This window comes from Pedobacter sp. GW822-FHT03F06 (genome assembly GCF_058801365.1).
The window spans coordinates 18,935-33,894 of the sequence record NZ_JBXANE010000006.1 but is presented as its reverse complement, the minus strand read 5'-3'; the positions used below and the strand labels follow the sequence as shown (position 1 = coordinate 33,894).

At 36.4% G+C, this 14,960-nt stretch carries 10 protein-coding genes; 1 reads left to right on the top strand and 9 read right to left on the bottom strand.

The window, feature by feature from the left end; translation table 11 throughout:
* Positions 1 to 22 precede the first annotated feature (22 nt).
* Positions 23 to 2,614, top strand: coding sequence for a hypothetical protein (locus tag AC1RJ8_RS11705; protein ID WP_492954197.1), 2,592 nt, complete (start codon positions 23 to 25; stop codon positions 2,612 to 2,614).
* 405 nt (positions 2,615 to 3,019) lie between these two features.
* On the opposite strand, the gene AC1RJ8_RS11700 is transcribed toward AC1RJ8_RS11705, so the two are convergent.
* The 9 genes from AC1RJ8_RS11700 to AC1RJ8_RS11660 all read right to left on the bottom strand — a co-directional run bounded on the left by AC1RJ8_RS11700 (position 3,020) and on the right by AC1RJ8_RS11660 (position 14,936).
* On the bottom strand, positions 3,020 to 3,859 hold the full coding sequence (locus tag AC1RJ8_RS11700; RefSeq protein ID WP_492954198.1) for an OmpA/MotB family protein: 840 nt from the start codon (positions 3,857 to 3,859) through the stop codon (positions 3,020 to 3,022).
* A gap of 107 nt (positions 3,860 to 3,966) precedes the next feature.
* Positions 3,967 to 4,626: a DUF2461 domain-containing protein gene (locus tag AC1RJ8_RS11695; RefSeq protein WP_492954199.1), complete on the bottom strand. Its 660-nt coding sequence runs from the start codon at positions 4,624 to 4,626 to the stop codon at positions 3,967 to 3,969.
* 78 nt (positions 4,627 to 4,704) lie between these two features.
* Positions 4,705 to 5,103, bottom strand: coding sequence for a DUF983 domain-containing protein (locus tag AC1RJ8_RS11690; RefSeq protein WP_492954200.1), 399 nt, complete (start codon positions 5,101 to 5,103; stop codon positions 4,705 to 4,707).
* A 4-nt stretch (positions 5,104 to 5,107) separates the two neighbouring features.
* A complete protein-coding gene (locus AC1RJ8_RS11685; RefSeq protein WP_492954201.1) occupies positions 5,108 to 5,380 on the bottom strand; it encodes a hypothetical protein in 273 nt (90 codons plus the stop codon).
* 202 nt (positions 5,381 to 5,582) lie between these two features.
* The gene (locus AC1RJ8_RS11680; protein WP_492954202.1) at positions 5,583 to 6,929 is read right to left on the bottom strand and encodes a DUF4302 domain-containing protein; all 1,347 of its coding nucleotides are present in this window, start codon (positions 6,927 to 6,929) and stop codon (positions 5,583 to 5,585) included.
* 11 nt (positions 6,930 to 6,940) lie between these two features.
* Complete coding sequence (locus AC1RJ8_RS11675; RefSeq protein WP_492954203.1) at positions 6,941 to 8,323, bottom strand: substrate import-associated zinc metallohydrolase lipoprotein; 1,383 nt, start codon at positions 8,321 to 8,323, stop codon at positions 6,941 to 6,943.
* A gap of 8 nt (positions 8,324 to 8,331) precedes the next feature.
* Positions 8,332 to 9,795, bottom strand: a complete 1,464-nt coding sequence (locus AC1RJ8_RS11670; protein ID WP_492954204.1) for a RagB/SusD family nutrient uptake outer membrane protein — start codon at positions 9,793 to 9,795, stop codon at positions 8,332 to 8,334.
* Positions 9,796 to 9,806: 11 nt separating this feature from the next.
* Entirely contained in the window at positions 9,807 to 13,433 is a 3,627-nt protein-coding gene (locus AC1RJ8_RS11665; protein ID WP_492954205.1) for a SusC/RagA family TonB-linked outer membrane protein, read from the bottom strand.
* Positions 13,434 to 13,775: 342 nt separating this feature from the next.
* Positions 13,776 to 14,936 carry a FecR family protein gene (locus tag AC1RJ8_RS11660; RefSeq protein ID WP_492954206.1) on the bottom strand — a complete coding sequence of 387 codons (1,161 nt, stop codon included), beginning with the start codon at positions 14,934 to 14,936 and terminating at the stop codon, positions 13,776 to 13,778.
* Between the last annotated feature and the right edge of the window lie 24 nt (positions 14,937 to 14,960).

The following is a 14,960-nucleotide window of genomic DNA, read 5'->3' as shown; positions in this document are numbered from 1 at the left end:
TAGTCATCCCATCTGTTAATTAATGAATGCTAACGATCTCCTTATCGAACTCAGGAAGTTTGTCCTTATAAAATCTGGTTTGAGAAATATCGACCCAGCTCATTGTAAGATTATTTCTGAGTATGTATTTCAAGAAACCAAAAACTACGTAAGTGAAACAACCATCAAACGATTTTTTGGCTTTGCGAACACTTTACATAAATTCTCTTTATTTACTTTAAATAGCTTATCGCAATACATAGGCTATAATGATTGGGACTCATTTTGCAAGGACAAGGAAAACCAAACGACCTCCGTTCAAAGTATCTGGCAAGATTTAAAGCTAAAAGCGCATGCTGTTACAGAGGTATCGTTAATTGCAAATAAAAATAATTCGGGTGTTCCGTTCAGTACTACTGCCAACAGAAGTTTTTTTTACCCTGATTTTGATTATTTCTTAAAAAACAACTACCAGTTTACAACCATAAGTGCCCAACCTGGCCAGGGAAAATCGATACTACTTGCACACATGATAGAGTATTTTTTCTTATCAGAAAATGCCCTCTACAAAAACGACATCGTTTTATTGGTTAACTCTACCAGTATTAATACTATTATTCAAACTGGAAATACTTTAAAAGACTGGTTTTTAAAAGAATTTAAATTTGGGAGCCTTACCGAATTAATCAGTTTTTTTAAAAAAAATCCCGAAAAGAGAGAAGGCCGTTTCATTGTTATTGTTGATGGTATTGATGAACATTTAGCAAGAAGTAATTATTTTAAAACCTTTATCGACTTTTTATATAGTATTGAAGAAAACAACTTTGTTAAGCTTGCGTTTGGCCTGCGAACGAATAGTTGGATTAATCTTCAGCCTGCTATTTACGGTTCTGCATCTTTAACTAAAGCCTGGTATACGGGCTTATTTTATGATGAGGAAACCCTAAGCAATGTACCATCGTTAAATGTTGATGAGGTACTCTATACCTTAAGCCATATAGAAAGCAAAATTATCAACCGGGCAGATGTAAGCCCTCCCCTATTAACTCAGTTTAAAACACCATTCTGGTTACAGGTTTATTTCAAGCTCAAAGACGAGAACCACCACCTTGAGCTGAGCAACCCTTTGTTACGTTATGAATTAATTAACTATTTCTTAGAGAAACGCGTATTTCTGGCAAAAAAAAGCACAGAAAAAGTATTTCTCCTTAAAAAAATAAGCGATAGCATTTCGGAAGGGAATAAAAAATTAAGGGTTTCTAAAGAAAAAATCCTAAGTTATATCAACTGTTATCCCGAGGCGTACGAAGAACTTTTACATGCCGGGATCATCATCGAAGAAAAAAGGTTAAGTACAGCCATCCCTACAGAAATTGTACGCTTTTTAAACGACGACATTTATACCTATTTCCTATTTATACAGATTACTGATAAGTTTGATTACAGGCCTTGCAAATCATTTTTCGAGCATATATTAAACAGTTTCCCTGGCCAAACCCCTCTGAGAGACTATATACTTAACTGGGCCATTAGGTTCTGCATCACCAGAAATGAGATCGCAGCCTTAAAAAACATTTTCAGGCTGCCATTTACCAACAGTGAAAAAAACAGTGCTTTCGATTTTATCTGTTATGTGTCTAAATACGAACTTGGCAAACCCAATTCTAATTTCAATAAGTTAAGCATTGGTGTTGATTTTATCGATATTATGGCTACAGGGCGAACCATGAGCAACCTGTATAAGGAAACCATCAAAACCATTTCGGAGAACGTACTCAACGAAGACATTCAGATTATGCTCCATGTAATAGAATGCAACGTTAATCTTATTGATGTGGATAAAGTAGCTTTAGCCAATACCATGCAGCTGCTAAAGCGGAACTACAAAAGATTAAATGAGCTGTTCCCAATTAATCCTTATGATTTAATTCTTTATTTCTACAATAACCTGGTTAATAAACCTAACGAGAGTAAAACCCTAGAAGATAAAATAATAAAACTTTGCCAGGAGATAGATCAGAGTAAACCACAGAAAAACGAAGAAATTACTTCTGCCGAAATACTCTCTTACCGACTGGTATTGATTACCTTGTTTTCTCAAAAAAGCTATGCCGAATGCCACCGCTTTATCATGGCTATTCTGACTAAGTATCCCAATATTTTTTATGTAAGATATTCCGTTTTCTCTCCTTTTTTACTGCTTCATTTAGGTCAAACCTATATCAAGCTCAACTATTTTAAAAAAGCGCAGCGCATTATGCAATTCGTTGATAAAATCATCAGCAGCGATTACACCTATTATACCAATTTTATTTTGGCCAGCTTTAGTGTATTTAAAGCCAACTTTTATAATGCTACACATAATTACGAACAAGCGCTTATAGAAACTAATATCGGCTTGGGTATTACGGGAAAGAATGATTTTAAGATGTTCGAGATTGCCCTGTTATTAAGTAAGATCGATACCCTAAAACATACCGAAGAATCAGAAGAAGTATCAAACGTAATTAAAGAACTGTTAAACTTTTTAACGGTACATAAACTCTCTATGCCCGATTATTCTAACCTAAGCAGTCATGAGTTCGAGCATACCTTTAAGATTTTAAAATCTTACCGCCGGCACCAAAACCTATAAAAGCCCTTCAACTATTTTAAGGCTTTTTCTAAATGCAGGCCATCATTTCCTTAAGTCTAAAGTATTTTTTTTTATTTGGAGCGCAGCGCCTGTACAAAACAATAAGTTTCTTCCCGTTTTCCGCTTTTACGCTTCGCTTCCTCGTACCTCGTTGCTGCAGGGTAACGCTGCAACCGGGGCTAAATGGCTAGAACAGTTTTTCATTTTTGGGGTTACCGGGTGCACAAACCTTTGTTCCTAAACCCGATTACAGCGAACATACCGATTCTTCATCGGTATAAAGCGTAAAGCGGGACTGCAAACCTCCAAGAGCCACAAGCCACTCATTTCCTAATTATAAAGAAATTATTCTTAAATGTCTTAAATATCGGTTGATGAGAACACCAACCGATAGCGTATTATACCTTATTTAATCAAGTTATAAAGTTCATCCAGCTTAGGCGAAAGTACAATTTCTATTCTTCTGTTTTTGCTTCTTCCATCTGCATTTGCGTTGGTACCCAAAGGTTGAAATTCGCCTTTACCTGTAGCCGTCATCCTTACACTTTCTACCTTCTCATTCTCTGTTAAATAACGTACTACAGAGGTAGCCCTTAACACACTTAAATCCCAGTTATCTTTAATCTGTCCCAGGTTATTTATTTTCTGGTTATCGGTATGACCTTCAACAGCAATGTTTATCTCCGGTTGTTGTTTTAATACGTTGGCCAATTGGGTAAGGGCCTGTTTTCCTTTTTCATCAATAATAATACTTCCCGAAGGGAACAATAGTTTATCCGTTAGCGAAACATAAACTTTACCATTTTTAATTTCTACGGTTAAACCACTTTTGGTAAAGCCCAATAAAGCCTGTTGAAGTTTTTCTTTCAATGCATTGGTTGCTTCATCACGTTTACGCAAAACTTCTTCTACTTCTTTTAAGCGTTTTTCGCGGGCAGCTAAATCTCCAGATAGTTTGGTAATTTCTGATGACGAATTATTTTTAAGCTTTTTATAGCTCGCATCCATTTCATTGTAATTGTTCTGCAGATCGCGAAGTTCTTCAGCCATTAAGGTCGTATCCTTTTTAAGCTTACTTACTTCTTTTTCTAAGTTTTCGATCTTAATTAAGCCCTCATTAAAAGCAGTATACAACGAATCTTTAGTACCTAATAAGGCTTTGTACTTTTTAGGCGAAAGAACAACACAAGAGCTTAGGGAAGAAATAAACAGGAGAACGGCAAATGCAAGAAAGGTATTTTTCATATTTATTGTCAAGATTTGAGTATCAAGTATCAAGACCTTTTATAGTTTGAACATTGACTATCGGTTATTGATTATTTTGGGTATTGGTCATTGAAAATTAACAGTGGTTATTGCTCAATGGCATTCCGTAAAAATGCAACTAATGGTTGTACTGTTTTAAAAGAACTTATCAACTTATTAACGAGGTTTGGTTTTAAAAATTCTTCATCATCGATTTTTGTGGTGGCCTCGAAGCTTTTCAATTTTAAAAATTCGATATTTGGATCTGCCGGATCATAACCCTTGGGTGCATTTTTAAGGGCATTATCAACCCCCAGTTTAAAATTTTTCTTAAAGGCTGCATTGTTAATAATTTCTTTAAAATCGCCAATATTATAATCAATCTCTTGTCTGATCAATTTTAAATGTGGTGCATCCGGCATCCAGTATCCACCGGCAATAAAGCTTTTCCCCGGCTGAATATGCAGATAATAACCGGGTTCATTCCCTCCTTTTTTGGTAGAGAACCATATGCCGAAGTTATTCTTATAAGGGTCTTTATTTTTGCTGAAGCGCACATCGCGATAAATGCGTAAAAGGCACTTCTTTGGATCCATCTCTGCCGGAAGGGTCGGGTCTATTTTGGCAAGTTCTGGAATAATACTGGCTACGAGATTGAGTACATCGGCCTTTGCATTTTCGTAAACTTCTTTGTTGGCGGCAAACCATTCGCGGTTGTTATTCTCCGCTACATCTTTTATAAAACTAAGGGTCTCTTTTTTTAACATACAGCATTACATGGGTTAACTGGTTAATCGCTGAATTTAACAATAACCAGTTTATACGATTTAAACGATTAACCAATACTACTTATCGTAATAGGGTTTATACTTAATGTTCGGCGATAAAATATGAAGCAGTATAATTCTCGAATAGCGATAGTTAAACGGATACAGGATAAAACAACCTGCAAAAATAACCGTCAGGTAATGCCAGAAAGTTGCATCAGTAAGCGGGCCGAAAATTAAATAGGTGATAAAACTGGCGAACAGCATTTCGATTACATTCATCGCATAACTTACATACATGGCTGCATAAAAGTAACCAGGTTCAATTTCTATGCGTTGTGCACAATGCCCGCAGATTTCTTTGGTATGCTGAATGTTCCAGCCATACATACTGCCTGTAAAAATATCTCCCCTGCGGCAATGCGGACACTTACAATGTACAATGGCATAAAGTTTTGAGGTAGTTTGCTCAGACATGCTTTTAATTGAGATTAAAAGGTTCTTTTTTCATGTTGAGATGAATATTCTTTTTGCGGTATTTTTTATACCAAACCACGCCAACAATAACAGCCATTAAATAAGGAAGAGATAAAAGATATAACACTCCGGTATTTAAGCCTGCTGTTTGCGTATTCCCGTTTTTAACACCTTGCTCGGCATTAATGGTACACATAGAACATTGGGCATTAACATTGGGACTTACCGCAAATGTACATACCAGTAGAAACAGGATAAAAATTGCTTTCTTCTTCATTCGCTACAAATATAAGCATAAACGCTTGGAGGGGTTTAAAAATTATGTCATAAAAAAACCCTTGCTTTTTAGGGCAAGGGTTACGGGAGAGAAAGATTAAAATTAGATTCTAATTATTTATAGCTTTCAGTATATAAAAGAACTAATAAAAAACGCTGCCTTTAACGTCCCAAAAAATGGTTTTTTTAAATATATCGGAGCATTATTGCAAAACAAACGTCATTACAATTGATGGATCTTCAACGCTTGTCATTTTACCATAAACATTTGCACCATCAACATAATAATCGAAAGTCACACTATTTGCCAATAAAAAAGCATGTAGTCTTGAAAGTGAATTTGTTACATATCCTCCAGATGCAGCTGCAAATTGAGTAAATTTGTATACCCCGTTTGCATCAACTGTGTAATTGTACACAATAGTAGTTATCCAACCAGAGCTTCCACCATTTTGACTACTAAAGCCATTTAAGTTTAACCTCTTGTTTGCAATGTTCCAAGCAAAATTGATTCGACCATAGTTAAAACTATATCCAGTTACGGCAGGTGTTAAGCCATTATGAAAATAATTTAGAATAGTGGCACCATTGGTACTTGTTCCAGGGTATATGGTTTTATATTCGGACAGCATACCTCCGTATTTACTACCCCATAGCCTATAAAGCGGAACTATAGGCGCTGCAGAATTTTTAATAATATATTCTTTTCCGGTAGAATCATATAAAACTAAGGTTGTTGCGTCCTTCCAGGCAAGACGGATAAAAGTAATGCCTTGCCATACTAGACCTCCATTTAGAATTTCAGCCCCAGTTAAGCTAAAAGCAAACTTTTGACCACTAGAAAAAACCGTAGACCCATCAGCTAAAACACCTGTTAGATCTATCCTTTTACCAGATAAAACGCTATTGGAAACATTTGGAGAAACACCAACTTTTAGCGTACTAGCACCAACAACGACTTCAATATATGGGTTCGCATAAGTATTGAAATAATCTTTAATTTTATCAATAGCAGTTTTTAATCCGGCACTTTCATAAGCAGCTCTTTGGGCAGCAGTGGCCTTGATCATTTTTAATGGCTGGCGGTATCTTTTACCTATAAAAACAATACTATCTCCTGAAATTCTATCGTAAATAAAATCAACATCACTCTTAAAACCTGTTTTAGCGATTCCCCCAAAAGTTGAAGGATCTGGATCGTTCAACATGGTGATGTAGTTAAATGTATCAAAAACTAAATCTACACCTTGATCTTGCTTAATTCGATAATATGAAGCATATTCTGTTTTAGATGATGCATCACTTAAATCAGCGTACATCTTAACGTTTTCGGTAGCATCAAACTTCATAAAGAAGCTATATCCTCCTCCATCAGCAGTTGGTGTAGTAGCAATCCATCCGTTTTCGGCAGAGCTTAAAGTAGTTTTTACTTTTGCAATGGCTTCACCCATCCTAATTTCTGGATCTTGATCAAATTTAGCTACAAATGATGATTTCTTGCAGCCTGCAAATATTAACAGGCAAGTGAATAAAAATAATATTCTTTTCATAACAGTTATATTTATTGCCCTAAAGCACCGTAAAAATAGTTTGTAGGCGTACCACTAACATAAAAACCGCCAAAATTGGTATAAGTACCAGCATTATATCCAGCTGGTAACCAGTCTGCAACAAAGGTATTATTAACAAAATAGTCCAACAAAGGCTGTATTCCTGGTTTAACTGTATTTGCATTTCCTACCCAGCTTGCATCTGTACCTCCGGCTGTACCCGTTGTAAATTTGGTTTCGCCAGTAGTCGTATTAATCGCCATATTTAAAGCATATCTAGCCTCCAGGACTGATCCAGCAGAATTAGAATAATTAACATAAACCGTTGCAGCAGTACCTGACGTAAAATCAAATCTAATGTAATTTAACACCCTATTTGCCCCACCTATTGCAGCGAGTGCTGTTTTAGAATTTTGATAAACAGCTTTGAATTGATCAGAAATACCAAATTGGCTATAGGTTACATCATTATCCAGATTAATCGTCATGCTTTTATACAGGTTCCTGTTTAACCAATAGCCAAAAGAAACTGATGGATCTTTTAAAGTAGTTTTGATATAGTTCTGTACTTCCTTTTGCAGTTTTCTAAAGTCGATTCCGAATGCGGTTGTAAAATAATTTACCACATTTGCCTCTTTTAATTTAAGTCTACTTTTAGCAGTCGCATTGGCAGTATTGGCATAGTTGTCATAATATGATTGACCTGAAACCAATAAAGTTGCGGTTGTTTCGGCATAATCTTCTGTTGGGCTACCACTGGCATAACTACCTAAAAATCCATTATCTTTAGCTGTTTGAGCTGGTGTTAAAGTCCATGGCTGTTTATATGTACCACCAGATATCGCTTCAAAATCAATAGGAATAGCTACAGTTTGATTTAAAATGTGGGTAAATTCGTGATGAATTACATACAATCTGGAAGTTACAAAGCCAGGGGAAAGACTGAAATTGTTAAGTCCGTACAATGTAACCCTTCTACCTCCAGCTGCTGTTCCTGCTATAGCAGAGCCATCGGTTTGATATTTTGCAGAGCCATACAAAACCCATTCTTTAGGATTTGTGCGTTGTACAAAATCCAAACCAGCAATTTTTAGATACGGAGCCATGTAGCCATCTAATACCGTTTGCATCATAGGCTGTACATTTTCAGGCTTAAGCGGTGCTACATCAGCTGCGGCATCTCCATAATAATATCTGTTGAATCTGTATACAACTTTCATGTTATATGGATTTAGAAAGGTTGTATTTAACCATTTATCCAAATCTGTATTAGATTCAGGCATATCTAAATTATACTTGTTGAAATCAACATCTAAATCCTCAGTTTTTCTACATGAGGTAGCAAGAGCCAAAATTACCATTATGGCTAATGAACTTTTAATAAAATTTTTCATAAACATATTTATCTTGGATTTAGTTCTACTCCAGAAAGCTTTACTTCATTAGGTAATTGAAACAATCTACGCGGGTCGCCAGGTTTTAATTCCATGAAGCTCTCTACACCAACATTACTAAATATATTATGTTTAACAGTTAAACCACTACGAACAATATCCATCCACCTTATACCTTCTTCCAAAAATTCTGCTTTTTTTGAGTCTAAAATGGTTTGTATCAATCCCTGTTTAGGATCGTCGATACTATAAAATGCTTTTATTTTAGCTAAGGTGACTACATCGGTAGCAGCATTGTAATTTCTAATTCTAACCTTCATAAAATCGTTTATATCTTTTAAGGCCGCTTCATTATTACCCAATTGGGCATAAGCCTCAGCCCTGTTCATTAAGGTTTCATCAGCGGTAAGTAACGGAACAACCAAGTATGGGAAACCTATACCTGGCCCTGTGTAGAAGAAATAGTATAAATACTTTAGCGTATTATAGTTTCCGGCACTCCATTGGTAAACCTTATTTGCCAGTATTTTGCCAGTAACGTTAGGAGAAGTATACATCCTAACCAGCTTATTGCCAATACCATGATTTGGTGTATTTACATAAGTATAAGTACTATAAGCATTACCTAGCATAATTGCTGTTCTTTGCTCGGTTTTAGTATAGTTGGCTCTAAAATCGTTGTTTGTCATTTCGTACAAGGTCGTAGAAACCGGTCTCATATTATTAACAAAATCGTTTCCAGAAACGGTTAAATTGGCATGATCAATTACTTTTTGCCAATCGCCAAGAAACAGATAAAAACGTGAGGCGAACGCATGTGCAGCTGAAGGCGTGAAATGGTACTTAGGAACCGTATAAGCACTTGCAGATAATAAAGGCAATCCCTCTTCAAGATCCTTTTTAATTTTATCATAAGTTTCTTTAACTGTTCCTCTCGAATATTGCTTAATCGGCTCAGTTTCTGGCACAGTAACATAAGGTACACCAGGAGAACTGTTAGCCCCTCCTATTTCGTAAGGTTTTGCAAAAAATACAGCTAACATAAAGTGAGCATAGGCACGTGCTACCAATGCTTCTCCCTTATACGGCAATACGGCATTACCAAAGTTCCCGTTCTCGATGGCCTGTAATGCCTGGTTGGCCGCAGCAATAGCTTCATAGCATCCATTCCAGTAGGACCCTGGGCTATTTGTATCGGTTCCTGAAAGGTCTTCCCAGTAATACGGCTTATCCCATTGATCGTTCAAAGTCCCTACACCTTTTTCCTTTTCTTCGGTATTATCCGAGGCAGCCTCTGCAAAAGTGATATAATGAGCAGAAGGGTATGCTGTTGCAGTTAATTGCGCTACTTTAGCAACAGTTGTTATCTCTGTTCTATTATCAGGTACTTCATCTAAAAATTTCTTACAAGATTGTAACGATACGAGCAACATTACACTTGATAATATGGTAATTGATTTTATTAGTTTCATAGTCTTTTAAATTAAAATCCAACTCTTAATGATAATGTAAACTGTGTTGGAACCGGTAATGCAACACCCCCTGTAGAAAAGAATTCAGGATCTTCACCGTTAAGTCTCTTATCGGCATAAAGAACCGCCACATTGTCGCAAGCAACAATAAGGGACGCATTTGTCATTTTAAACTTTGAAGTGATTTTCTTAGGAATATCATAACTAGCAGTAATTCTAGAAAGTTTAATATAATCTCCACTTACAACACGTTCTGTAGAATAGTTATAAAGGTTATAAGGATATACTGGATTAGTTGTAGAACCTGTAGAACTTACAATCGCTGCTGCAGAAACTGGATCGAGCAAGGCAGGGATGTTTGTAATTTTTTCGTCTCCTGGCATAATCCATCTATTTAACACATCGCGACTTAAAGTTGTCATATCAGAATAAGAAGCAGAGATAGATGGCGCTAAACGTAGTGCATTTCCTGCAGAGAATTTAAATAGAGCAGATAAAGAGAAGTTTTTGTACCTGAACTGATTAAAAAAGCCTCCTGTTGTTGTCGGATCTGTTGGACCTTCATATTTTAAGATATCAATATCATCATCTTGTAGGCCAATATACGTTGTGGCAGTACTATTTGCACCATAGAAAGTTGGATAACCATATTGTGGATTTAAACCAGCAAACTGAACCGAAAACAATCCTCTTTGCGGGTACCCTAAAACTGCCCCCCCTGTTGCAGAAACTGCTCTCCAAATATTAGGAAGTGCATCTAGCTCTGTAATTTTTGTTTTATTAAATGCAAAGTTAAAATTGGTTGCCCATTTAAAATCACCAGCATTAATTGGCGAACCCGATATAGTGAATTCGATACCTTTACTAGACATTGCCGCATAGTTGGCGGTTTTGGTGAATTCGCCTCCAATACCAGAAGTATTCAAGTTACCCAATAGATCGTGAATATTACGATTATATAGGTCGACAGATAAATTTACTTTGTTTTTAAAGAATCTTAAATCTAAACCTATATTGGCATCGTACGATTTTTCCCAGGTTAACTCCGTATTTTGAAGCGTTGAAATATAGGTTTGAACTTCCTGATCTTTTAAAAACTGTCTTCTAGATATTTGATCATAAAAAACGGGAAGCGAGTTGGTAGCACTACCAATGCTGGCAGTTAAACCATACGATCCTCTTAAAACGGCTGAAGTTACGATATCATTTTTAGGCCAGAAACTTTCTTGATCAGCATTCCAAGAACCAGATACATTCCAGGTTGGTAACCATCTTGCATTCCTGCTCCTACCCATTTTATTAGATCCATCGTAACGTGTGGTAGCATTAAAACTATAACGACCTTTGTACGAGTAAGCTGCCCTTAGCATGTAGGCAATATAGCGTTCGTAGTTGTTACCCATTCCAAAATAAGCCTTACCTGCTTCACCGGCTTGCTTAAAATATAAGTAACTTGGATTTACTAAGCCGCCATTTTCATATTGATAGCCAACTCCATTAAAATATTCATTCTGCCTATCAATATACCTAACCTCCATTGAACCAAAAACATTAACGAGATGTTTATCATTAAAGTTCTTATCGTATACAAGATCGTGTCTGAAATAATAGTTTGTTAGGTTGTCGCCGGCAGTATTGTAAAATCCACCTGTTGGCAGCAGGCTTGTGGGCAAACCAGTAGGATTAGCTGAATCTATGTATAAATACTGATTATCACCATCGCGTGTGGCATCACCACCAGACCTAAATGCCTGAGCTTGATTAGATTGCTCTAACACATAACTCTGTCTTTCTGATTTCGAAAACCTATAAGCGGCATTGATAGAGTAAGTTAAAGAAGGAATAATTTTATACTTTACCCCTCCTTGTACTTTAATATCAAGCATCTGGAGTTTTGTGTAATTATTTTCAAGCTCATTTAAAATATTAAATGGAGCGTAATTTCTAACAAAATACTCTAGGTTCCCATTCTCATCATATGGCGTTATAAGGCGGCTTGTATTACGCGCATAATTATATGGATTCACATCAAATTCACGATAGTAGCTGCCATATACCGGATCTGATTTACGATCAGAATTACCACTGGGTGTTCTTTGATTACGAACGGAAGCTGTAGTAAGCAATTCAAAGCTTAATTTACTGCTGGGTGCAAAATTTGCCCTGAAGTTTCCGGTAAAGCGATCTACATTGCTACCAATGGTTTGACCTTTATCATTCAAATATGATGTTGAGGCATAGGTTTGGAACTTTTCTGTACCTGAGGTTACACTCATAGAATGCTCTTGCTTCAATGAATTCTTGTAAAGAATATCGAACCAGTCTGTATTAGCATTCGCATATCTGGTTAAAAAATTTGAAACACTTGATTTATCATATTTTAAAGCAAAGGTTTTTGTTGCCGGATCATAATTATAAAGCTCATTGTACATTTTATGAAAGATACCTCCATTTTGACCACTTGAAGATCCTGGGATTTGATAAGCTCCTTTATTAAAATACTCAATCAAAACAGCCATTTGCTCGTCTGAGTTCAAAATGTCTGTTCCTTCGTAAGTTGGTTTTGAGTAAGTTGTAAAGTTCCCAGTATAACTAATTTTGGGGGCACCTTCTGTTTGTCTACCCTTTTTAGTGGTTACAACAATAACACCGTTCATGGCTCTTGCGCCGTACATAGCTGTAGCAGCTGCATCTTTCAAGATATTGAAACTTTCAATATCATCAGCATTTAATCCTGCAACTGATGATCCTAATAATGTATTCGCATCACCACTTGATAAAGCTTCATTTGAAATATTAACCACATCTTCCAAAATAATGCCATCTATAACCCAGAGAGGTTTATTGTCTCCAGACAGAGAGGTTGCGCCACGTACCCTGATTTTTGGTGCTGCACCAAATGTACCTGATACGTTTTGTAAGGTAACACCCGCTACCTGTCCTTCCAACATACGGCTGATATCAGATACTCCTAATCTTTCTACATCAGATACTTTTAACTGAGTGGCTGCACCTGTAAATAATTTTCTGTCCAGCTGCTGATAACCAGTAGAAACAACATTTACCTCTTTTAACTGGGCAGCATCTTCTTCTAAGGTTACATTGATAACGGTTTTTCCACCAATGGGAACTTCGAGTGTTTTGTAACCTATAAAGCTAAAGGTTAAAACGCCACCCTCTTTTACTGAAATGCTATAATCGCCCGATCCATTGGTTGATACCGCGTTGGCAACCCCTTTTTCTCTTACGCTTACACCTGGCAAAGCACTTCCACTTTTATCTCTTACTTTACCAGTAATTTTTACCGCAACAAAATAACCAATTACTTTATCGAAAATACTCTTCTCTTTTGGTTTGATTAAAATTGTTTTGTCTTCAATAGTATAGGTTAAATCCCGACCAGAAATAATCTTGGTCATTACTTCTTCTATAGTCGCATTATTAAAGTTTGCATTTAAAGTAGTAGTACTTTTAATGGTGTTGGTTGATAACAATACATCATAACCAGATTGCTGTCTGATTTCCCTAAACATTTTTTCTAATGTTACATTTTTCTCTTTTAATGTAACCAGCTGGCCAAATGAAGCTGCACTTACCTGCATTAGCGAGGCAAGTAATATGACCGTAACTAACTTCATAATTAATAGCAATTTAGGTATGTAGCGTCGATGCGTACATAAAATTCTAATATAAATTTTGTACATTTAATAGTCTGTTTTTGTGCGAAGCGCAATAAAGTTTAGACGCCAAAAAGCGTTTCGCGGTTATCCAAGAAATAATTGATTTTAATCGATTCCGGCTTACGGAATAGCTAAACAGATAATAAAGGGGGTGTTGCAAGCACTCCTTTTTTATTTATTCAACGTTGAATCGTCAGGAGTTTTGTCGAGGTTTATTCATCATTTGTTAAGTTTTAGGTTAAGTTGATTAATTAGTTATTTTTAGAGATAAAGGTTAGTTACTTCTTCATCTTTTCTCGTTTATTCCTTATAGACAATAACTTTATTGCCTTTAATATCGAAACGCACCTCTCCGGTCTGCTCAAATTTTCTTAATACTTTCGAAATTTTTTCAAAACGGCTTACCGTTCCATAGTACATTACCTCTTTTGCATCCTGATCGGCATATTCTATTTCAACATTATACCAACGGGCAACTTTGCGTAAAATGCTCTCTTGCCTTTCGTTATTAAACATAAAATAGCCTTTTTTCCATGCGATTGATTCATCAACATCTACTTCTTTTATATCCATGCCCGAAACAGATACCAAAGATTGCTCCCCAGGTTTAAGCACCTCACTCTCATTGGTAATATTATGCGAAACACGTACACTTCCTTCCAGCAAAGTGGTTTTAGTTACCCTTTCATCTTTATAACTATTAATGTTAAAGTGCGTACCCAATACCTCAACAGACTGCTTATCGGTTTCTACAATAAAAGGATGTGCTGCATTTTTAGCTACTTCAAAATAAGCCTCCCCATCCAATTTCACCAAGCGCTGTTTAGCGGTTCCAATATTTAACGAATACTGAATTGAAGATGCTGCATTTAGCCAAACCATAGAACCGTCGGGCAACTGGATTTGCCACTCGCCACCATTTGGGGTCGAAATGGTATTTAATCTAGCATCATTTACATTTTCTGATCCTGCTACATTATACACCAATTGGCCATCAGCAGTTTTGGTGATAGAGAAACCAGCTTCTTTGGCAATATCACCATTCATCGCATCCGAAAGTGAAATTTTCTTTCCATCGGCCAGGGTGAGAATGGCTTTGTTTTTTCCCGGCGCCACATCAGTAGCAAAAACATGTTCTTTCTTTTTTTGTAAAGAGAGGTAAGCAGCGAACGAAAACACAATAAAAACAACTGCGGCGGCAGCCCATTTTAAGGTCTTCATTAAAATACGCTTAGGCGACCGGCTTGGTTTATCTACCGCTAGAATTTTATTTAGAACAGGATTCCATTTTTCCTCAACAACATTAACCGCATATTCTTCTTCTGCGATAATCATTTTCACAATTTCGTCAGAAAGTAATGATGTGCTGTTTTCTGCTAAAACTAAAAGTTCTTCCCTTTCAGCCTGGCTTAGTGCTTTTGCTGTAAACTGTTGTAATAAGTAATGTATACGTTCTTCCATAAAGATTCTGATACTAAGAAGCAG